Source organism: Streptosporangium sp. NPDC049644, from assembly GCF_040675205.1.
In the GTDB taxonomy this organism is placed as follows: Bacteria; Actinomycetota; Actinomycetes; order Streptosporangiales; family Streptosporangiaceae; genus Streptosporangium; species Streptosporangium fukuiense.
Map to the genome: position 1 here is coordinate 1 of NZ_JBFAOJ010000115.1, position 19960 is coordinate 19960.

Annotated in this window: 24 protein-coding genes; 11 read left to right on the forward strand and 13 right to left on the reverse strand. The window is 70.1% G+C overall.

Annotation, left to right across the window (positions count from 1 at the left end; genetic code table 11):
- Nucleotides 1-120 precede the first annotated feature (120 nt).
- The gene (locus AB0J58_RS38515) at nucleotides 121-306 is read left to right on the forward strand and encodes a hypothetical protein (RefSeq protein ID WP_364225185.1); all 186 of its coding nucleotides are present in this window, start codon (nucleotides 121-123) and stop codon (nucleotides 304-306) included.
- A gap of 39 nt (nucleotides 307-345) precedes the next feature.
- Here the strand turns inward: AB0J58_RS38515 and AB0J58_RS38520 are convergent, their stop codons facing one another.
- Nucleotides 346-957 carry a DUF6461 domain-containing protein gene (locus AB0J58_RS38520; protein WP_364225188.1) on the reverse strand — a complete coding sequence of 204 codons (612 nt, stop codon included), beginning with the start codon at nucleotides 955-957 and terminating at the stop codon, nucleotides 346-348.
- Between the two features lie 176 nt (nucleotides 958-1133).
- On the opposite strand from AB0J58_RS38520, the gene AB0J58_RS38525 reads away from it, so the two are divergent.
- A complete protein-coding gene (locus AB0J58_RS38525; RefSeq protein ID WP_364225190.1) occupies nucleotides 1134-1265 on the forward strand; it encodes a hypothetical protein in 132 nt (43 codons plus the stop codon).
- Between the two features lie 273 nt (nucleotides 1266-1538).
- On the opposite strand, the gene AB0J58_RS38530 is transcribed toward AB0J58_RS38525, so the two are convergent.
- From AB0J58_RS38530 to AB0J58_RS38550, 5 genes are read right to left on the reverse strand one after another with little or no spacing between them, the layout of a single operon-like run.
- Nucleotides 1539-2525: a LacI family DNA-binding transcriptional regulator gene (locus AB0J58_RS38530; protein WP_364225193.1), complete on the reverse strand. Its 987-nt coding sequence runs from the start codon at nucleotides 2523-2525 to the stop codon at nucleotides 1539-1541.
- A gap of 55 nt (nucleotides 2526-2580) precedes the next feature.
- Complete coding sequence (locus AB0J58_RS38535) at nucleotides 2581-3594, reverse strand: alcohol dehydrogenase catalytic domain-containing protein (RefSeq protein WP_364225196.1); 1014 nt, start codon at nucleotides 3592-3594, stop codon at nucleotides 2581-2583.
- Nucleotides 3594-4442, reverse strand: coding sequence for a fumarylacetoacetate hydrolase family protein (locus AB0J58_RS38540; RefSeq protein ID WP_364225199.1), 849 nt, complete (start codon nucleotides 4440-4442; stop codon nucleotides 3594-3596). Before AB0J58_RS38540 ends, AB0J58_RS38535 begins: the two co-directional genes overlap by 1 nt.
- 1 nt (nucleotide 4443) lies before the next feature.
- Nucleotides 4444-5259, reverse strand: coding sequence for an SMP-30/gluconolactonase/LRE family protein (locus AB0J58_RS38545; protein ID WP_364225202.1), 816 nt, complete (start codon nucleotides 5257-5259; stop codon nucleotides 4444-4446).
- A complete protein-coding gene (locus AB0J58_RS38550) occupies nucleotides 5256-6014 on the reverse strand; it encodes an IclR family transcriptional regulator (RefSeq protein WP_364225204.1) in 759 nt (252 codons plus the stop codon). Before AB0J58_RS38550 ends, AB0J58_RS38545 begins: the two co-directional genes overlap by 4 nt.
- 73 nt (nucleotides 6015-6087) lie before the next feature.
- Here AB0J58_RS38550 and AB0J58_RS38555 point away from each other — a divergent pair, with 73 nt between their 5' ends.
- On the forward strand, nucleotides 6088-7779 hold the full coding sequence (locus AB0J58_RS38555) for an IlvD/Edd family dehydratase (RefSeq protein ID WP_364225207.1): 1692 nt from the start codon (nucleotides 6088-6090) through the stop codon (nucleotides 7777-7779).
- 11 nt (nucleotides 7780-7790) lie between these two features.
- Nucleotides 7791-8465, forward strand: a complete 675-nt coding sequence (locus AB0J58_RS38560) for an SDR family NAD(P)-dependent oxidoreductase (protein ID WP_343983694.1) — start codon at nucleotides 7791-7793, stop codon at nucleotides 8463-8465.
- On the opposite strand, the gene AB0J58_RS38565 is transcribed toward AB0J58_RS38560, so the two are convergent.
- Genes AB0J58_RS38565 through AB0J58_RS38585 form a run of 5 tightly spaced genes read right to left on the reverse strand, consistent with a single transcriptional unit; the run spans nucleotide 8432 to nucleotide 12925 of the window.
- A complete protein-coding gene (locus AB0J58_RS38565; RefSeq protein ID WP_364225209.1) occupies nucleotides 8432-8743 on the reverse strand; it encodes a hypothetical protein in 312 nt (103 codons plus the stop codon). The two genes, AB0J58_RS38560 and AB0J58_RS38565, sit on opposite strands and share 34 nt — an antisense overlap.
- A gap of 48 nt (nucleotides 8744-8791) precedes the next feature.
- Nucleotides 8792-8917 carry a hypothetical protein gene (locus AB0J58_RS38570; RefSeq protein ID WP_364225212.1) on the reverse strand — a complete coding sequence of 42 codons (126 nt, stop codon included), beginning with the start codon at nucleotides 8915-8917 and terminating at the stop codon, nucleotides 8792-8794.
- The gene (locus AB0J58_RS38575; RefSeq protein WP_364225215.1) at nucleotides 8914-9855 is read right to left on the reverse strand and encodes an alpha/beta hydrolase fold domain-containing protein; all 942 of its coding nucleotides are present in this window, start codon (nucleotides 9853-9855) and stop codon (nucleotides 8914-8916) included. The genes AB0J58_RS38570 and AB0J58_RS38575 overlap by 4 nt, the downstream gene beginning before the upstream one ends.
- A complete protein-coding gene (locus AB0J58_RS38580; RefSeq protein WP_364225218.1) occupies nucleotides 9852-12077 on the reverse strand; it encodes a glycoside hydrolase family 3 C-terminal domain-containing protein in 2226 nt (741 codons plus the stop codon). Before AB0J58_RS38580 ends, AB0J58_RS38575 begins: the two co-directional genes overlap by 4 nt.
- A complete protein-coding gene (locus tag AB0J58_RS38585) occupies nucleotides 12074-12925 on the reverse strand; it encodes a serine hydrolase domain-containing protein (protein ID WP_364225221.1) in 852 nt (283 codons plus the stop codon). The genes AB0J58_RS38580 and AB0J58_RS38585 overlap by 4 nt, the downstream gene beginning before the upstream one ends.
- Before the next feature lie 428 nt (nucleotides 12926-13353).
- Between AB0J58_RS38585 and AB0J58_RS38590 the strand changes: the two genes are divergently transcribed.
- The 4 genes from AB0J58_RS38590 (at nucleotide 13354) to AB0J58_RS38605 (ending at nucleotide 15783) form a co-directional block, all read left to right on the forward strand.
- Nucleotides 13354-13926 carry a TetR/AcrR family transcriptional regulator gene (locus tag AB0J58_RS38590; RefSeq protein ID WP_364225224.1) on the forward strand — a complete coding sequence of 191 codons (573 nt, stop codon included), beginning with the start codon at nucleotides 13354-13356 and terminating at the stop codon, nucleotides 13924-13926.
- Nucleotides 13927-13955: 29 nt separating this feature from the next.
- Nucleotides 13956-14219 carry a hypothetical protein gene (locus AB0J58_RS38595; protein ID WP_364225227.1) on the forward strand — a complete coding sequence of 88 codons (264 nt, stop codon included), beginning with the start codon at nucleotides 13956-13958 and terminating at the stop codon, nucleotides 14217-14219.
- 95 nt (nucleotides 14220-14314) lie between these two features.
- Complete coding sequence (locus AB0J58_RS38600) at nucleotides 14315-14914, forward strand: TetR/AcrR family transcriptional regulator (RefSeq protein ID WP_364225230.1); 600 nt, start codon at nucleotides 14315-14317, stop codon at nucleotides 14912-14914.
- Nucleotides 14915-14949: 35 nt separating this feature from the next.
- Nucleotides 14950-15783: an alpha/beta fold hydrolase gene (locus tag AB0J58_RS38605; protein ID WP_364225232.1), complete on the forward strand. Its 834-nt coding sequence runs from the start codon at nucleotides 14950-14952 to the stop codon at nucleotides 15781-15783.
- Nucleotides 15784-15884: 101 nt separating this feature from the next.
- Here the strand turns inward: AB0J58_RS38605 and AB0J58_RS38610 are convergent, their stop codons facing one another.
- Nucleotides 15885-16730, reverse strand: coding sequence for an alpha/beta hydrolase (locus AB0J58_RS38610; RefSeq protein ID WP_364225235.1), 846 nt, complete (start codon nucleotides 16728-16730; stop codon nucleotides 15885-15887).
- An 88-nt stretch (nucleotides 16731-16818) separates the two neighbouring features.
- Complete coding sequence (locus tag AB0J58_RS38615) at nucleotides 16819-17298, reverse strand: hypothetical protein (protein WP_364225237.1); 480 nt, start codon at nucleotides 17296-17298, stop codon at nucleotides 16819-16821.
- A gap of 179 nt (nucleotides 17299-17477) precedes the next feature.
- Here AB0J58_RS38615 and AB0J58_RS38620 point away from each other — a divergent pair, with 179 nt between their 5' ends.
- Genes AB0J58_RS38620 through AB0J58_RS38630 form a run of 3 tightly spaced genes read left to right on the forward strand, consistent with a single transcriptional unit; the run spans nucleotide 17478 to nucleotide 19808 of the window.
- Nucleotides 17478-18167: a DUF998 domain-containing protein gene (locus AB0J58_RS38620; RefSeq protein WP_364225240.1), complete on the forward strand. Its 690-nt coding sequence runs from the start codon at nucleotides 17478-17480 to the stop codon at nucleotides 18165-18167.
- Between the two features lie 31 nt (nucleotides 18168-18198).
- On the forward strand, nucleotides 18199-18567 hold the full coding sequence (locus AB0J58_RS38625; RefSeq protein ID WP_343983722.1) for a YciI family protein: 369 nt from the start codon (nucleotides 18199-18201) through the stop codon (nucleotides 18565-18567).
- Complete coding sequence (locus AB0J58_RS38630; RefSeq protein ID WP_364225242.1) at nucleotides 18564-19808, forward strand: sigma-70 family RNA polymerase sigma factor; 1245 nt, start codon at nucleotides 18564-18566, stop codon at nucleotides 19806-19808. The genes AB0J58_RS38625 and AB0J58_RS38630 overlap by 4 nt, the downstream gene beginning before the upstream one ends.
- Nucleotides 19809-19960: the final 152 nt, after the last annotated feature.

The window sequence follows — 19960 nt, forward strand, 5'->3', positions numbered from 1 at the left end:
GCTACCGGGCCTGAGGAGATACCGGTTCTCCATATTTCGGCCCGATGGTGCGTTCGTCGAGGCTGTTTCGCCCGGCCTGAACACCTGAGCGCCCCACTGTGCGACGCGACTACGGGGAAGGTGCGTTGCCGCACCTTCGAGCCGGAGGAGGCGGCGCGCACGGCCTCGCGAATGCTGGACATGTTCGTCGATCTCACCAGCGACCGCACCACCCGGCGCGCCCGCGTGGTCCTGGCCCGTCTCAAGCCCTGCACCGACGTCCCCGAGGTACGGGAGCTGCTGACCCGCTACCCCATGAGCGCCTGAGCCCGCTGACAGGCCAGTCTCCACACGGGGACCTGCCGATCAGTCCTCCAGCGGTTCTGCGCCGAGGAATCGCAGCTCCAGCATCTCTGGAGAGAAGGGAAGAGCGGTGATCCTGCTCGCCAAGGCGAACGAGCGCTCTATCGGGAAGTCGATGTGCGAGTCGTCGATGTCGATGTCGTACTCGGGATCCAGACCGACTTCGCGCATCTCCTTGACGAAGCGGTCCGGCTCATTGCCTGACCGCGCGTCCGGAAGCATCGGGTCGAACCAGACGACCGGCTGCCCGTCGACGATGTAGGCGAAAGTGTCCGAGGCGTAGTCATGACGGCAGACCGACACGACCTCGGTTCCCCGCGAGACCCGAGCCATGATCTCGGAGTCGACGGCGATCTTCCATCCTCCTGGTTCGATGACCAGGGTCCAGTCACCGACCTTCACGGCGCCGATGTAACCGGCCGCGTCATCCCTCATGCTCTCCACCGAGCGCTCGCCCAACTCGTCGGACGTGACCTCCTCCATGGTGCTCTCGTCTACGCCGAACCGGCGGAGGACCTCCTCCGGGGGGAGATCCCGAACGAAGGACACGCAGTAGATTTCACCCAGTGCTTCGTGTTCGGAGAGCCAGGGGGATTCTTCGGGGGTCTCTGTCATCGCCACTCCTTTGATCAAGTGAGCGGCATGATCGCAGTGGTCACCGACAAAAAAGTTCGCCCCCCGGCCGGCGAGGGAACGTCGAGTGACGTCCTTGAGTGACAACGACTCCGAACAAGGCTGGACGTCGGTGGATCACTGTGGACTGTACGCGCAGGTGGGGGCAGGTATCAGGCATGCTCCCGCCCCTCCTGGTCTGCCTGGGGACAAGGGGGCGCAGGTTCGAACCAGCGGTGGACGTCGCGGATCCGGACCTCACCGGGCGGATGCTGGATCAGCCGGTCACCGAGTTGAGCGCGGCCAGGTAGCCGAACCGGTGGCCGTTGGCGTCGGGGTGGAGCGGAGTGAGGTTGAGGACGGGGCGGATCCAAGCCTGGCGGGAGCAGACAGCGTGCCCGGCGAAGAACGACTGGGCGTCGACGAACTGGAAGCCGGGCCTCGCCGCGCTCTGGGCGAGACTCTGGTTGAGCGCTCGGCCGAACCGGTTGAGCTGCGTGCGCTGGTACTGGTTGGGGACGATCCAGGCGCTGCAGCCGGCGGTCTCCTCGAACAGGAGCGGGCAGAGGCCTCCTGCGCGCGGATCAGGCTGAGTGGCGGATCACCAGGGTCGCGCTCTCCAACGGCACGGCGCGTCGGCTGTTGGGGCTCCTGAGGCCGTCGAGCACCGCATCGGTCAGTTCGGCGGCGATGGCGTCCATATGCTGGTTGATCGTGGTGAGCGGCGGCTCGGCGAACTGGCCCAGGGGGATGTCGTCTACCCCGATGACGGCCAGGTCGCCGGGAGCCGACAGGCCAGTGGCGCGTATGCCTGCCAGCAGGGCGATGGCGACCTCGTCGTTGAACGCGCACACCGCGGTGACGCCCTCCGCCCGCCAGGCATGCGCGGCGTCGGCGGCGGCGGCGGTCTCCAGAGCGACCTGCCGTACGGACGGTGAGGTGAAACCGTGTTCGGCGCAGCCGCGCCTGACGCCTTCCAGGCGCGGGTCGAGGAACGGACCCAGTCGGTGGTCGGCGGGAGCGGCGTATCCCAGCCGCGTATGCCCTTGGGAGACCAGATGGTCGGCCTGCATGCGGCCGATGCGGAACTGGCCGCGCGCCATCACGTTCGGCCCGTCGTCGTTGTCGCCCCAGACGTCGACCACGTACACGCCGGCGCTGCGCAAATCCGCGCGATGCTCTTCGGAGACGGGGGCGAAGGAGACCACGGCGGCCGGTGTCAGGCTCTTGCCCAGCGACGCCACCGCGCGGCCGCTGTCGATACGGGTGATCACGCTGAGGCCGTGTTGTTCCAGGTCGGCGGTGAGGTGTTCGATCAGCTCGATGGCCGTGGCGCCCAGCGGCATGTTCGCGATGAGCAGCAGCACGATGTCGCTACGGCCCAGCCGCAGAGTCCGGGCCGCCGCCGAGGGGGTGTAGCCGAGCTTTTCCACGGCGGCGTAGATCCGCTGCCGCGTTTCGGCGGGGATGGTCTGGTACGGCACGTTGTTGAGCACGTAGCTGACCGTGGTCTGCGAGACTCCGGCCTCTTTGGCCACGTCGATGGAAGTGACGCGCCGTCTCTTGGCCATCGAGTCCCCCTCGCAAGGATGCCAACGGCACTGAATCGTATCAGTGGCCCCGGCTTCAGCGTCGTGGATCGATGTGCACCTTCGGGCCCGGGCCCAGGTCGGCCGGGCGGTGTCCGGCGAGGATGTCGGCGGTCTCGGCGAGGGTAACAGTGGCCGAGACGAGCGGGCGGGCGTCGACCGAGCCGTCGGCGTAGGCGGCGATCGCGCCGGCCAGACCGGCCGAGCCGCCCAGGATGCCCACGGCGGTGATGTCCCGCAGCACCAGGTCACGGGTGTCGATCGTGGACGGGTTGCCGGCCAGCCCGATGTAGACGATCCGGCGGCCGGGTTCGACGAGGTCGAGGGCCAGGGTGGGCAGTTCGGCGGCATTGGAGGCGTCGACGATGGAGTGCCAGGGGAGCGGGGGCAGCGTGAGCCGGGTCCAGACGTCGGTGAAGCCGAGCTGTCGCGCTTGGGACACGGCGTCCCGGTCGCGGCCCAGCAGGTGGGCCTCGATTCCCTGGGCTCGCGCGAACAGCGCCACCAGCAGTCCGATGGTGCCTGTGCCCAGGATCAGGAGCCGTTCGCCCGGATTCAGGGCGGTGCCCAGGACGGCTCGCAGCGCGTTGCCTCCGGGTTCGACGAGCGCGCCGAGCGTGGGATCCACTGAGTCGGGCAGGTCGTGCAGCGCGGCGGCGGGCACGGCGATCTGTTCGGCCAGCGCGCCCGGACGGCCCAGGCTGACGCCGATCTCGGCCAGGTCGGGGCAGACGTGGTGGCGGCCGGTACGGCAGCGTCCGCAGCGTCCGCAGCCGAGCATGGTGTCACCGGTGACGCGGCGGCCGATCCAGGCAGGGTCGACGTGGGAGCCGACGGCGGTGACGCGTCCGCACCATTCGTGGCCGGGGCGCAGCGGGTACCAGGAGCGGCCGGTGTGCAGGTAGCTCATGTTCCCGGTGAACAACTCCACGTCGGTGCCGCACACGCCGACCCGCTCGACGTCCACGACCACCTCGCCGGGCCCGGCGCTCGGGAGCTCGACCTCCTGGATCTCGGCCTTGCCCGGCCCGGTCAGGACCAGTGCGCGCATCACCGGGGGCCGACGACGCGCTGGCGCTGGCTGCCCAGGCCGTCGATGCCGAGCTCGACGAGGTCGCCGGGCTGGAGCCAGATCTGCGGGTCGAAGCCCATGCCGACACCGGGAGGGGTACCGGTGTTGAGCAGGTCGCCGGGCTCCAGCACCATGAACTGGCTGAGGTGGTGGACGATGAAGAACGGGTCGAAGATCATCGTCTTCGTGCTGCCGGTCTGCCTGCGCACGCCGTTGACGTTCAGCCACATGTCCAGGTCGCGGACGTCGGCGATCTCGTCGGGGGTGACCAGCCAGGGACCTGCCGGGTTGAAGGTCTCGGCGGACTTGCCCTTGCTCCACTGGCCGCCGCGCTCCATCTGGAAGGCGCGCTCGCTGACGTCGTTGACGACGCAGTAGCCGGCGATGCAGGAAGCGGCCTCGTCGACCGAGTCCAGGTAGGAGGTGCGCTTGCCGATCACGATGCCCAGCTCCACCTCCCAGTCGGTCTTGGTGGCGCCGCGCGGGATGCGCACGTCGTCGTACGGCCCGACGAGCGTGTTGGGGGATTTGGTGAACAGGATCGGCTCGTCTGGCACGGCCTGGCCGGTCTCGGCGGCATGGTCGCTGTAGTTCAGCCCGATGCACAGGATCTGGTGCGGCCGGGCGACAGGGGCGCCGATGCGCTCCCCGGCGAATTCGCGCGCATCGCCGCGCGCCACCCGCTCGGTCAGCAGCGCCGTCCCGCCTGCTGCGAAGAAGCGCTCTCCGAAGTCGGGGGTGACGTCGGAGACGTCGATGTAGTGGGTGTCGTCGAGCCGGACGACCGGCCTCTCGGCGCCGGGGGCGCCGATGCGCATCAGAAACATGTCAGCTTCTCCAGTAGGGGGCGGGCAGGCCGCGGACGCCGACTCGGGCGGTGAACAGGCGTCCGTCGAGTGGGCCGGGCTCGCTCAGCTCCTGGGTGGCGGTGGTGATGACGAGGATGTCCAGGTCGGGCCCGGCGAAGCAGGCGCTGGTGGTGTGCGGTGCGCCGGTCTCGACCAAGGCCAGCAGGTCTCCGGAGGTGGTACGGCGCTCGACCCGGCCGAGCCCCCAGTTGGCGATCCAGAGGGTGCCGTCGGCGTCGGCGCACATCCCGTCCGGCAGGCCCTCGGTGATCCTGAACGCCTCTCGGCGTAGCCCGGTGTCGTAGTCGCGAACCCACACGATGCCCGAGCCGGTGTCCACGCTGTAGAGGCGGCCGTCGATCCAGGCAAGGCCGTTGGAGAGCGTCAGGTCGGTGTCGAGGTAGGTGATGCCGGTCTCGTCGAGCCGGGCGAGCACCTCCTGGCCCACCTGTCCGAGGCTGCCGATCAGGAAGCGTCCGGCCGGGTCGACCGCGCCGTCGTTGAGTCGGCCGCGGGTGCGGACCTGCGCCAGTGTGGTACGGCTACCGTCCAGGCCGACCCGGGTCAGGGTGATTCTCTCCGCGACGATCAGCTCACCCTCGGCGGAGACGGCGACCGCGCCCACCGTGGAGTCGAACCGGTGGGAGCCGGTGACGTCGATGCGCTCGCCGTCCAGGCGACCTTCGTGGACCGCTCCCGCGACGATGTCCACCCACAGCAGGCGCTGCCGTACCGGATCCCAGACCGGCCCCTCGCCCAGGGTGTAGACGTCGGCGGAGGCGGGGGAAGCGATCATGCGGGTTCCTCGCCTGCGACGATGGCACGGATGGCGGGCAGCTCGCGGACGAGCTTGTCCAGGGGGGTGCGGTAGGTCAGCCCGCTGACGCTGATCGCACCGCTCGGCGCCGTGGGGGAGGTCAGGTACACCGGAACCGCCACGCAGTTGACGCCCGGCTCGTTCTCCTGATCGTCGGTGGCATAGCCCTGCTCGCGGATGCGGACCAGGGCGGCATGCAGGTCCTCGACCGCCCCGACGGAGTGCTCCGTCGGTCGCTCCAGCGGCTGGTCCCCCGCCCAGGCGCGGACCGCGTCGAGGTCGGGCAGCGCGTAGGCGAGCAGCACCTTGCCAACGCCCGTGCAGTGCGCGGGATTGCGCCCGCCCACGACGGAGGTCAGCCGCACCGCGCCGGTGGGCGGGTCGAGCTTGGAGCGGTAGACCACCGAACGCCCGTCGAGCACCGCGTAGTGCACGGTCTCGTCAAACCGCTCACACAGGGCCTCCAAGATGGGCGTCACGCGGATGTGGTCGGGCCGGGCCTGGTGGTGGGCGAAGGCCATCCGCAGGAACTCGTCGCCCAGCAGGTAGCGGCCGTGGCCGTTCCGCGCGGCGAATCCGGCGCGGCGCAGCGCGGCCAGCGCGCGGTGCACGGTCGGCTTCGGACTGGCCACAGCCCGGGCCATCTCCTCCAGTCCGATCCCGTCGGGATGGTCGGCCAGCTCGGTCAGCACCGCCAGCACCCGGTCGGATCCGACCAGCTTGGATTCATCCATATTCCGAATGCTAGACCATCGTTCCAAACAGTGAAAACTGATATATTCCTAGAAATTCACCAAGGGAGGCGGGATGACCCGTAGTAGCCAGTGGTACGGCGGGAGCGACCGCAACGCCTACATCCACCGTGCCTGGATGCGGCGCGGGCTCCCGGAGCATGCCTTCGACGGCCGCCCGCACATCGCGATCGCCAATACCGCCTCCGACCTGACCCCCTGCAACACGCACCTGGACGAGGTGGCCGAGCACGTCAAACGCGGCGTGTGGGAGGCAGGCGGGGTGCCGCTGAACCTGCCGGTCGTCTCCCTCGGGGAAACCCAGGTACGGCCGACGGCCATGCTGTGGCGCAACCTGGCCGCGATGGCCATCGAGGAGATGCTGCGCGCCAACCCGATCGACGGGGTGGTGCTGCTCGGCGGCTGTGACAAGACCATCCCCGCCCTGCTCATGGCCGGCGCCTCGGTCGACCTGCCCGCGGTCGTCGTGCCCGGCGGGCCGATGCTCACCGGCCACTTCCGCGGGGTCGCGCTGGGTTGCGGTACCGACGTGTGGGCGTTGAGCGAGGAGGTCAGGGCCGGGACGCTGAGCCGGGTCGAGTTCCTGCGCTCGGAGTCGTCGATGATCCGCAGCAAGGGCCACTGCAACACGATGGGCACCGCCTCCACCATGGGCCTGCTGGCCGAGGTGCTCGGTATGACCCTGCCCGGTCTGGCCGGCACGCCCGCCCCCGACAGCCGCCTGCTGGAAGGCGCCCACGAGACCGGCCGCCTGATCGTCGACATGATCGCCGCCGGCCGTCGTCCCAGCCAGGTCATGACCCGTAGCTCGTTCCTCAACGCCGTCGTCGCCCTGGCCGCGCTCGGCGGCTCCACCAACGCCGTCGTCCACCTCCTGGCCATCGCCGGACGGCTCGGCGTCGAGCTGACCCAGGACGACTTCGACCGCTACGGCTCCGGCGTTCCGCTCCTGGTGGACCTGCAGCCCGCCGGTCGGTTCCTGATGGACGACCTGTACCGGGCAGGCGGTCTGCATGCCGTACTGAACGAGGTGCGGGACCTGCTCGACCCGGCCGCGCTGACGGTCACCGGCCGCCCGCTGGTCGAGCATCTCGGTGAGGCGACGGTCCACGACCGTGAGGTCATCCGTCCCCGGGACAAGTCGCTGCGGGAGGATGCCGGGATCGCAGTACTGTACGGCAACCTCGCCCCCGACGGCGCCGTGATCAAACCAGCCGCCGCCTCCCCCGAACTGCTGCGTCACCGCGGCCCGGCGGTCGTGTTCGACTCGATCGAGGACCTGCACGCCCGCCTGGACGACCCGGACCTGGAGGTGACCGCGGACTCGGTGCTGATCCTGCGCGGCTGCGGACCCAAGGGCTACCCGGGCATGCCGGAGGTGTCGAACATGCCGCTGCCGGCCAAGCTGCTCGCCCAGGGTGTGCGCGACATGGTGCGCGTCTGCGACGGCCGCATGAGCGGCACCGCCTACGGCACCGTCGTGCTCCATGTCGCCCCCGAGGCTGCTGCGGGCGGCCCGCTCGCCAAGGTCCGCACCGGCGACATGATCGTTCTCGACGTGCCGGGCAGGCGGATCGACGTTGAAGCCGACCTGTCCACTCGAGAACCGGTCACCACCGGTTTCGCCGCGCCCGCCCGTGGGTGGGAGCGGCTGTACGTCGACACCGTCCAGCAAGCCAATATCGGTGCCGACCTCGATTTCCTCATCGGCTCCAGCGGCGACCGGGTGGCCCGCGAATCCCACTGAAAGGACCCTCCATGCGCACCGCACTCATCACCGGCGGGGTCAGCGGCCTGGGCAAGGCTGCCGCCGTTCGCCTGGAAGCCGACGGGGTCAAAGTGATCACGCTCGACGTCGCCGACGGTGCCGACCTGGTCGTGGACGTCACCGACGCCGCCGCCGTCCAGGCCGCCGCCGACGAGGTCGGCCCAATCGACATCCTGGTCAACTCCGCCGGAATCGTCGGGCCGAACGCCCCGTTGTGGCAGATCCCGCTGGACGGCTGGCGGCGCACGTTCGCGGTGAACGTCGACGGCACCTTCCACACCTGCCGCGCCTTCGCTCCCGGCATGCGCGAGCGCGGCTGGGGACGGATCGTCAACCTCGCCAGCATGGCCGGCAAGGACGGCAACCCGAACATGGCGCCGTACTCCGCCTCCAAGGCGGCCGTCATCGGGGTGACCAAGTCGCTGGGCAAGGAACTGGCCACCAGCGGCGTCCTGGTCAACGCCATCGCACCGGCGGTGATCGAGACCCCGATGAACGCCGACACCGGTACCGAGGCCCTGGCCCACATCACCGACCTCATCCCGATGCGCCGCGTCGGCCGAGCCGAGGAAGTCGCCGAGCTGATCGCCTGGCTGGCCTCCGACAAGGTCAGCTTCTCCACCGGCGCCGTCTACGACATCAGCGGCGGCCGGGCCACGTACTGAGCGGTCAGGGCCGGCCGTCGTCCAGGTGTGCTCCATTGGTGGCGGCCACCCTCCCCAACCAGTGCAAGCTGGGCTTCGGGGTGTGCGCGAATGGTGAGGTAGCCGAAGCCCACGTGGTGGGCCGGGTCGGCGAACCCGGCCTGGCCGCCGGCCCCGTCATGGCCGAAGGACGCGCCGGAGAGCCAGGGCAGAGCCTCGGACCAGACGCGGCCGGTACGGGCGTCGGCGGTGCCGAGCCACACATTGATCACCTCGGCACCGTCATGCCACACCGTCATGCCACACCGTCATGCCACACCGTCATGCCACACCGTCATGCCACACCGTCATGCCACACCGTCATGCCACACCGACAGCGCCGCACCACCCGACTCCGGCTCGGTCACCGTCTCGGCGAAGGCCGCCACCACCGGCTCGAACCGTGTGTCGAAGATCCCGTCGACCTCGGTCACTGGATGCCTTCCTTGCGCAGGCGGGCCGCCATGCGGTCGAGGGTGGCGTGCGCGATGTCGAGACCGACCAGGTTGAGGTGGCCGTGCAGCACGCCCGGCGACATGACCTGCTCGACCTCCACCCCGGCGGCGCGCAGTTGCTCGGCGAAGATTTCACCGCTGCCGCGTAGGCTGTCGAACTCGTCGTTGTCGATGTAGGTGGGCGGAAAACCGCGCAGGTCCTCGGCGTGGCCGGGGAAGGCGTACGGCGAGGCCGTCTCGACCGCGCCGCCGTCCAGGAAGACGGCGAACACCTGGGCTATGAGCTCCTTCGGGATGCTCAGCCCGGCGGGCAGCTCGGCCAGAGCCGCGGCCAGTTCGGCCGAGGGCGCGGGCAGCGGAGCATGCACCAGCGGGTAGAGGAGCAGCGCCTGCCAGGGCGCCTCGCCTTCATCGCGCAGCCGCAGAGCCGCCCCGGCAGCCAGGTTGCCGCCGGCGCTGGCGCCTCCCAGCGCGACGCGGGCCGCATCGACGCCGAGGTCCGCGGCGTGCTCCCGCACCCAGCGATAGGCGGTGACGACGTCGTCGAGCGGAGCGGGGAAGTGCACCTCCTCGTTGCACAGGCGGTACTCGACGGAGACCACGACGGCGTTCGCCCTCCCGGCGACACCTCGGCCGGTCTCGTGAGCCTCGGGCATGTCCAGGTCGCCGCCGACCCAGGCGCCGCCGTGCAGCCACACCAGGCATGGCCGGTCGAACGCGTCGCTCACGGGGCGGTAGATCCGCAGCCGGAGAGCGCCACCCGGCCCCTGGATCTCGCGATCCTCGATCTTCAGGTCCCACGTCTCGGGCGGGCCGAACGGCGCCCCCAGCATCTCGAATGTCTCCACGCCGGGCTCCTGCGCGGCGAAGTGCTCAAGCCGTACGGCAAGTTCCGGATGGAGCTCGTGGTTGCTCATGCTGTCTCCTTCTGCGCGGCCGCGGCGAGTGCGGCGACGGTTTCCGATGTGAGCCCGAGGATGGGACCGACGAACTTGCCGAGCGGGATCTGGCTTACGGCGGACAGCACGTGCGGGCCGACGTCGTCGAGCTTGACGGCACCCGGGTGTGCCGTGAGCCGGTCACGGAGGAGCTTGCCGCCGACCGGATGGTCGAGCCATTCGCCGAGCGAGGAGGCGGCGGTCAGCTCGTCGGCGATGCCGTCGCCGGGCGTGGACAACTCGGCCCGCAGCCGGATGTCGCGGGAGGAGGCGCCCACCTCGACCGTGAACGTGCCGGGGTCGATGCGCCAGCCACCCCGCTGAGTGGAGTACCAGGCCAGGTCGCGACCGGCGAGCCGGAACTCCGCCCGCGCCGAGGCGCCGGGCTCCAGCGCCAGCTTGGCGAAGCCGCGCAGTTCGTGCCGGGGCCGGGTGGGGTGAGGCTCGTCGAAGGCGACGTAGAGCTGGACGACTTCCTCGCCGTGGCGAGGGCCGGTGTTGGTGACGGTGGCGCGGACCGTCCAGGAGTTGTCGCCGGTCTGCTCCACCTTCAGGTCGCCGTAGGAGAAGGTCGTGTAGCTCAGCCCGTGCCCGAAGGGGTAGGCCACCGGCAGGTCCAGCGTGTCGTAGTGGCGGTAGCCGACGTAACGGCCCTCGCCGTGGACCGTGTGCCGGTCCTGGCCGGGGAAGTACAGGTAGGAGGGCACGTCCTGGAGCCGGAGCGGGATGGACTCGGTCAGCTTGCCGGACGGGCTGCAGGCGCCGTACAGCAGGTCGGCCAGCGCGGCGCCGCCCGCTTGGCCGCCGAGCCAGGCTTCCAGTACGGCCTGCGCGTCGTCCTGCCAGTCGGCCACCGAGACCACCGCGCCGTTGGCCAGCACGACCGCGACCTTGCGGCAGGCCGCGGCGACTGAGCGCAGCAGTTCCACCTGGCAGCGGGGGAGTTCGATGTCCGTGCGGTCGCGCCCCTCGGTCTCCGACTCCTCCGGCAGACCGAGGAAGAGCAGTGCGACATCCGCCTGCGCGGCGTGTGCCACGGCCTCGTCCGTCAGCCCGGGGTCGGGCGCGCCGGTCAGGGTGAAACCGGGGGAGAAGGTCAGCTTCAGGTCCGGGCCCGCCGCCTGCCGTAACGCGTCCCAGGCGTTGTCCAGGCGGGTGGGCGTCACTCGGGAGCTGCCGTGGCCCTGGTAGCGGGGGGTCCGGGCGAACTCGCCGATGACCGCCACCGTGAGGTGCGCCGCCGGGTCGAGCGGCAGCAGGCCGCCGTCGTTCTTCAGCAGGACCGCGCCCGCACGGGCCGCCTCGCGGGCCAGCTCGTGGTGGGCGTCCACGTCCCAGTCGTCGAAGCGCTGCGCACGGTCCACCCGTTCCTGCAGCTGAAGCACGCGCGTGGCGGCGGCGGTGACGGCCGCCCGGTCCAGGCGGCCATCCTCGACCGCCGCCACGAGCCGGCGATCGGTGCCGTCCGGCGGCATCTGCAGGTCGAGCCCGGCCGCCAGAGCCGCGGCCCGGTCGTTGACGGCGCCCCAGTCGGACATGACCAGGCCGTCGAAACCCCACTCCTGACGCAGCACCCGCGTCAGCAGCCACAGGTTCTCGCACGCGTACACGCCGTTGATCCGGTTGTAGGAGGCCATCACGGTGTACGGCCGGGCCTCGCGCACGACGTGTTCGAAAGCGGACAGGTACAGCTCGCGCAGCGTGCGCTCGTCGACGTCCGCGCTGACGCGCATCCGGTCGGTCTCCTGGTTGTTCACGGCGAAGTGCTTGACGCAGGCGCCGACGCCCAGCGACTGGATGCCCTCGACGAGCGCTGCCCCCATGACGCCGCTGACGTGCGGGTCCTCGGAGAAGTACTCGAAGTTGCGACCGCACAGGGGGCTGCGCTTGATGTTGATCCCGGGGCCCAGGATCACGTCGACGCCGAGTGCCGAAGCCTCCCGGGCCAGGGCGGTGCCCATTCGGCGCACGAGTGCGGGATCCCAGGTCGATCCCGACGTGACGGCGGGCGGAAAGCAGGTCGCGGGCACGCTGGCGGACAGCAGTGACTCGTCCTGCGCGCGCCTGAGTCCGTGCGGGCCGTCCGAGAGGTGAAGCGATCGGACCACGTCGCGGACGGCGGCGGTGGTCCAGGCCGTGCCGCCCGAGGCGAGGGAGGCCTGTTCGGCGAGAGTGAGATCCGTGACCCGGTCAGACATCATGCCCACCGCGCCGCTTGCGACTCGATGGCGGTGTGCCGTTCGTGGTCACCCAGTACATCGCGGTCCATCCCGCTGACGAGCAGGCAGAACGACAGGCCGGTCTCCGGGTCGGCCCAGGCGGACTGCCCGCCCGCCCCGCCGTGGCCGAACGCGCGCGGCGACACCCGGCCGCCGAACGGCCGGAGCGGAACCTCGACGCCGAGCGACGGGATCTTCAGCGCAGCGCCGTCGTCAGGACCTGCGACGATCAGGCCGATGGTCCGGTTGGCGCCGGCTCCCGTGCGGATGAGGTCGGGGAAGGAGTTGCGGATCTCGCCGGTGGCCATGGCCAGCACGTCCGGCCGCCAAACGCCGGCCGTGTTGTGCAGGAGTTCCTGGTAGAACAGGGCCACACCGGCCGCATAGGAGAACGCGTTCGCGCCCGGCACGCCCACCGCGCGTAGCCTCGGGTCGTTGGCGATGGCCAATGTCCTCTCCGAGTCGGCATCCAGGACGGCCACGTCGACCGGTTGCCCGAACAGCGCTTCGAGCACCTCCATCGAGCGGGTCCCGGTCGTGGTCACGAGCTTGAGGTCTGCCTGCCTGTCGATCGGCACGCCCAGTTCCAGCCGGTCGAGTCCGAGCGGGTCGAGGATCCGGGCGCGCAGTGCCTGCCGGAAGTCCTGGCCGGTCACCCGGTGGATCACCTCGGTCAGCACCCAGTGCGCCGAGGTGGCGTGGTACATGTAGCGGGTTCCCGGCTGCCATTCGAGCCGCCAGGCCGCCATCTGGGCGGCTCGCTGTTCGCGGGAGGCGGCGGCGGGCCAGATGCCGTCGTCCACGGCCTGCTGGATCTGATCACGTACCACCGTCAGAATCTCCTTGGTGACAGAGAGTTCCTTATACGTCTCAGTACTTCTGAAGGAGGAATCTAACTCCGGCCGTAGGGCGAGACAAGAGGGAATTGAAACGTTTTATTAACAGATCGGGGGGGCGTCCGAGTCTGCGGGCGATGACGACGGCCTCGTGCCGGGTCTCAGCACCCAAGAAAGGTGGTCTGGTGTGGTGCCATGGCGGAGCGTGGGCGGCGGGTGACCTCGGGACCGCGGCCGGTGACGTTGCCTGGCGGACCGCACCGCATACGCGCCCAGGGCGATGTCACCCGCGACGATCCGCTTCTGATGTGGCGATGGAAAATCTAGCCGGAGTAAGCTTTTCATGGCTATCGCTACATCAGGCGGACGGGGGCCGGCCGGCAGTGACGGCGGCAAGAGGGCCGTACTCGAAGAGTGCGCGGGTGAGGGCGGCGGCGATCGAGGCCGCCGCCGAGATCTTCGGCAGCACCGGCTACAGGGGTGCGACCTTCAAGGACGTGGCTGCCAAGCTCGGCATGACCCATGCCGGCCTGTCCTACTACTTCCCCGACAAAGACGCCCTCCTCGCCGCGGTCCTGCAGGAGCGGGACCGCCGCGCCTCCGAGCCCGGCACGTCCATGCCGCCGTCGCCGTCACGCGAGGACCTCGTCGACTCCGTGATGGGCATGCTGGCCGAGAACATCGCGCACTCGGGCTTCGCCGAGATGCACTGCGTGCTCTCGGCGGAGGCCACCGCCGAAGACCATCCTGCGCACCCGTACTTCCGCGACCGGTATCGCAGGGCTCGGCGCCTTCTCGAAACCGCTCTCACCGAGGCCGCCGCGCGTGGCGAGATCCGGTCCACGCTACCGCCTGGCCAGCTGGCGGTCCTCTTGCTGGGCGTGCTGGACGGCGTCCAGCTCCAGTGGCTGCTGGACCCGGCCGAGGTGGATCTGCGAGAAACCGTACGCAGTTTCATCTCCGACCTCTTGGCGCCTCCGGAGCCGGCCGCCTGACCGTGTGAGACCCTGCCGGTGCCGCCGCTGTGAGAGCCCGTTGGTGGCCCTTCGCGGTCGTCCTCGCCGCTGACGTGCTCGATCTCATCGACGCGACCGTTACGACGCTCGTGTCGACGGTCTTCCTCGCGCTGGGATCGGTGACGGACACGAGGGCCGCGATCCTCGCCGTCGCCGCGTGCCTCACTCCGCTGCCGCCGCGGATCGGCACTGAGCCAGATCGGGCTGTGCGGGGTGCGGCCCCGCACGGCCCGGTCCTCACCTGCGGCGGATTCGGAGAGCCGTGCGTATAATAGAGAGGTCTCTCTAATTAGGGCGATGGGCGGAGGCGCTCATGACAACGGGATCGGTATCCCTCTTCGGGGATCGGCGAACACGGGAGCGTGACATGGGGCGAGCCGCAAAATACACCGAAGCGGACATCCTGGATGCCGCGTTGGGCATCGTCGCCGAGGATGGCGTCCATGCGGTCACCGTCGTCGCGATCGCGCACCGACTGGGAGCGCCGTCCGGGTCGATCTATCACCGATTCGCCTCGCGCGATTTGATCCTGGCGAAGCTCTGGATCCGCACCGTGCGGCGCTTCCAGGAGGGGTACCTCGCCGCGCTGAACCACCCGGAGCCCATACGGGCGGCCAGAGCCGCCGCCGCGTACACGGTGAACTGGACCGCCGACCACCGCTCCGAGGCGAGGCTCCTGGTGCTGTACCGGCGCGAAGATCTGATCGCACTCTGGCCGGAGGAACTCGGCGACGAGTTGGCGACGCTCAACGACAAAGTGCATCGGGCAGTCCTCTCCTGCGCGCGCGCCTGCTTCGGCGCGGTGGACGAGCAGAGCGCGGGCAGAGCGCGATTCGCTCTGATCGACCTGCCGTACGCCGCGGCGAGGCAGGTGCTCGCAACGGACGGGCCGATGGCGCCCTGGCTGGAGAGCGCGCTTCTCGCCGCCGTGTCGGCGATTCTGCGGGTCGGCGGTGAGGACTCATGAGTGGGGCGGCCGTGCCGCGCTGGATCGGGAGGAGATTGGCGCACCTCCTGTTCCATCCGCCCCGCAAGAAGCATCATCGTGAGCCGGACCACATCGGACTGCCGTCGTCCGTGCTCGTCACCACCACGGACGACGGCATCGATCTCCACCTGTGGCTCATACCGGGCGACGGAGCCGGAGTCGTGATCCTCGGCCACGGGATCGGATTGACGAAGTCCGCCAGCCTTCCGCATGCGGCATTGCTCCACGAGCTCGGCTATCACGTCGTGATGTTCGACCACCGCAACCACGGCCTCTCCGGCGGCGATCCCTCACAGGATCGGCTCGCCGAGCGCTACAGCAACGACATCGCCGCCTGCCTCGGCGTCGCGGCCGACACCTGGCCGGACAGCGGCGCCCCGATCGTCTGGGGATTCTCGTTCTCGACGTTCTCGACCCTCTACTCCCTCCGCACCGAGACCACCGCGATCGGAGGCATCATCTGCGACAGCGGCCCCGGCCTCGATCTGGACGCCATGCTCCGGCACTTCCTGACCGAAGGCGGCCTCCCCGGGCCCCCGTGGCTGACCAGGCTGCTGAGCGGCCCCTCCGTCGCCGCGGAGTTCGCCGGGGCGGCAGTCGGGATGCTCGGGGCCTCCTGGCCGCCCGACCCGCACACCTCCGCGTCCGGCATCACCCCGATGCTCTATCTCACCGGCACGCAGGACAGGATCGTGGCGTCAGAGGACACGATCGCAGTGGCCGCCCTCTACCCGCATGCCACGGTCGCGGAGCTTCCGGCGGGTCATCTGCGGGGGCTGAAGGCGGCAGGTCCGCGTTACGTCGAGAGCGTGGTGTCCTACCTGGGGAGCCTCCGTGCGGCGCGGTGACGGGTGCGGGGGAGAAGGGCTCGAACGCGGACTCGATTCGTGACATGTACTCCAGCGGTTCGGGCCCGATCCCGGCATCTTCCAGACAGCCGCGCCGCGTCTCAGCTCTTCGAGACCGTGAGGAACGAGTGCAGCGCCTGCGTCAGCAGCGCCGGCTTCATCATCGGTGTTCCGTGGTGCGCGCCCGGAATGGTCTCGCGCCGAGCGTCGATCGCCGATGCCAGCGCCTCGGTACCACTCTGCATGAACGGCTCGCCTTTGCCGCCGACGAGCACGAGCGCGGGGGCGTCGAGCGCGTCCCAGCGCGCGGGGTCGAGCGGAACACCGTCCTGCAGGCCCGCGCAGAGGCGGGCGTCGTACACCGTCGTCGGCGCCATGGCGACCATCGTGCGCCAGATCGGAACCATCAGCCGCATGGCCATGACCATGAAGGGCGGCGCGCCGAGCGCGACGCGGTGGAACTCCCGCACGGCCTCCGACGCCCGGTCGGCGCGGACGAGCCCGGCAAGGCGGTCGGCGAGCTCCCTCGGGACGGGGAGCCGCCGATCGTCCACGATGATCGGCGGCTCGTAGGCGACGACATGGCTCACCTTCCCCGGCAGCGCGGCCGCCGCGTCCAGGGCGAGCACCGCCCCGGACGACGCGCCGAAGAGCGCGGCCTTCCCGCCGCACGTGTCGACGAGCGCCTCTAGATCCTCGATCTCGCGCTCGATCGCCCAGGTCGCGGCGTCGCCGCTCGCCCCGCGGCCGCGCCGATCGTAGTTCACGACGGTATGCGATGCCGCGAGCAGTTCGCCGAGCCGACGGTTGTCGCGGCGGTCGGACAGCGCCTGGGCCACGAGCACGACGACCGGGCCGTTCCCGGTGCGCTCGAAGGCGATCGGGGTGCCGTCGGCGGACACGACCATGTCCTCGGTGCGGGTACGTGCGGAATCGTGTTTCGTCATTCGCGGTCTCCGTTCTTGTTCCGGTACGGGGGAGCGGGAGGGCTCGCCCGAGGCTCTCCGCCGTCGAGGCGAGCCCTCCCGGCGTCGACTATCGGCGGGTCATCGTGGAGGGGTAGCCGCCGTCGCCGGGGTAGACCCACGCTCCGTCGAGCACGCGGTCCTCGTCCTCGAAGGTTCCGCGGAAGTAGGCCGGGCTGCCCTTGGCCCCCGCCCAGATCGTGAGCGTGTCGCCGTCGATCTCGTAGACGTAGTCGAGCGTGTTGCCCATCGAGTCGTAGAACCGGGAGACGACGTCCGTGCCGGCCGGCTCTCCGAAGGGGTGGAGGTGCCCGATGACCTCGAGGCCGGTGATGCCCTGGCCGAACTGCCGCAGCTCCACGTGCTGCAGCAGGAAGTGCCGGCCGGCCATCCACTCGTATCGGATGACGCCCTCGGCTCCTCCGGTGACGGTCCACTCGCCGACGAGCCTGTCGAGCGCGGCCACCGCGCTGCTGGGCGCGGGCTGCTCGCCGAGGCCGTAGGCGTCGATCTCCTCGGCGGTGACGTTGTCGAGCGGGGTGTCGTTCATGCTGCGTCCTTTCGTGGGCGGCCCGGCGGGTCGCGTTCACCGACACGTCGGAGACCCACGGCGGCGATTGACATCAAGTCGCGAGAAAGTTCCAGGAGATCGGGCCGGGATGTGAAGAACCCCTGCTCGACTCCGAGGTATCGGTGCAACGTCACTTCCGTCGTACGAAGGAGAACACCGTGACCACGCACACCACCTCGTCCGCTGCCCTCGATCACCACCGCGCCGCATCGGCGCGCCGGGATCCGGCGACGCGTGCCCTCCTGATCGCGGGAGCGGCGGCCGGCCCGCTGTTCTATCTGTCCGCGATCGTGCAGATGGCGACCCGCCCCGGCTTCGACCTTCGGGTGCACCCGATCAGCCAGCTCTCCACCGGTGAGCTCGGATGGATCCAGATGACGACCTTCGTGCTGGCCGGCCTCGGGCTCGTGTGTCTCGCCATCGCGTGCCGGAGGATCGTGACGACCGGCATCGGCCGCGGCGCCGTCCCTGTGCTCATCGCCCTCGGCGGCCTCGGCTTCATCGTCGCGGGGCTCTTCCCACAGGACGCGGCGTACGGTTTCCCGGTCGGAGCCGCGGACGGCCCGGCCGCGGAGACCTCGTGGCATGCCGCCGTGCACACGGCCGCCGCGATCATCGGCTTCACCGCGCTCGCCGCCGCCGTCGTGGTGGCGCTGGTCCGCGCCATCCGCGGCCGTCGCGTCGCCGCCGCCATCGGCGACGGCATCGTGGCGCTCGTTCTGCTGCTCCCCGTCATGCCGGAGGTCGCCAGCATCCAGGTCGCGATCACCGGCGTCTTCGCCTTCGGATGGTGCACCGTCGTCGCCGGACGCCGGCTGCGTCGCCGCCCCGCCGGCTCTGTAGCCTGACAAGGGTCCTCGAATCGGAAAAGAAGAGATCGTGAAGTTCCTCATCCTCAGTTACACGCCGACCGCCGGCTGGGACGAAGCCACGGCCGACAGCCCGTCGGAGGAGGCCCTCGCGGCCTTCGCGGCGTACCAGCGGTTCGAGGCGGAACTGCGCGCCACGGGCGAGTTCGTCACCAGCGAGGGCCTGGGGCATCCGGCGGTGTCGACCACCGTGCGCAGGTCCGAGGGCGGTGTCATCTTCACGGACGGCCCGTTCGCCGAGCTGAAGGAGGTGCTCGCCTCGTTCGCCGTCATCGACGTGTCCGGCCTCGACCGTGCGAAGGACATCGTCGCCCGGATGGTCGAGGTGCTCGGCGAGCCGATGGAGATCCGCCCCATCATGGGAGACGACTTCGCTTGAGGCCCCGGCCCGACGCGCTCGAGCACCTGCTGCGCACCGAGGCGCCGCAGGTGCTCGGCGCGCTGGTCCGCCGCTTCGGCCGCTTCGACATCGCCGAGGAGGCCGTGCAGGACGCGCTGCTCGCGGCCAGCCGGCAATGGTACGACGACGGCATCCCCGACCAGCCCCGGTCCTGGCTGATCCGGGTCGCATACCGGCGCATGATCGACGCTCTCCGCGCCGAGCAGGCGACGCACCGCCGTGAGGAGGCATACGTCGCATCTCGGCCGCAGATCATCGATCCGGACACGGACGCCGTCGACGCCGATCACGACGACAGCCTGAACCTGCTGCTCCTGTGCTGCCATCCCGCGCTGTCGTCCGCCTCCCGGATCGCCTTGACACTGCGTGCCGTAGGAGGTCTGACGACGTCCGAGATCGCCCATGCGTACGGGGTCGCCGAGCAGACCATGGCGGTGCGGATCAGCCGGGCGAAGCAGCAGATCAGGAGGAGCGGCGCCCGCTTCCGGCTCGCACCCGACGGCGACCTGCCGGCCCGCGTGTCGGCGGTCATGCGCGTGCTGTACCTGATCTTCAACGAGGGCTACACCGCCAGCTCCGGGGAGCGGCTCACCCGCACCGATCTCACGGCCGAGGCGATCCGGCTCGGGCGGCTGCTGCACCGGCTCCTGCCGGACGATCCCGAACCGGCCGGACTCCTCGCTCTCATGCTCCTCACCGACTCCCGCCGGTCCACGCGCATGACGGAGACCGGCGACCTCGTCCCCCTCGCCGAGCAGGACCGGACCCGGTGGGATCACGCGATGATCCGCGAAGGATCGGAGCTCATCCGCGCGGCGTGGTCGAAGCGGGCCGTCCGCGCCTACCAGCTGCAGGCCGCCATCGCCGCGGTCCACGCCAATGCGGCATCCGCCGACGAGACGGACTGGGAGCAGATCGCGGCGCTGTACCTCGGTCTCGAACAGGTCGAGCCCGGCGGGCACGTCATGCTCGCGCGGGTCGTCGCCGTCGCCCACGCCTACGGCGCCGCGCGCGCCCGGTCGCTGCTGGAGCAGCTCGACCGCGAGCACGGGCTCCTCCAGCACCCGCTCACTCGCCAACGCGCGCACGCGATCCGCGCTCACCTCCTGGAGCGGGAGGGCGATGCCGCCTTGGCCCGGGCCGACTTCCTCGCAGCCGCCGAACTGACGGAGAACGCGGTGGAGATGCGCTACCTCTTCCGCAAAGCGGGCCACGCATAACGGGTTCGAGGCGCGCGGCCTGGACCACATCGCCCTCTCGCCAGAAGGAAGGCAACTCGTACTTCGTCACTTCCGGAGATCAGGTCATCACCGGCAGGGCGCACTACGATGCCCTCACCTGACGGACAACGGGACGTCTCTGCTGTTCGAGA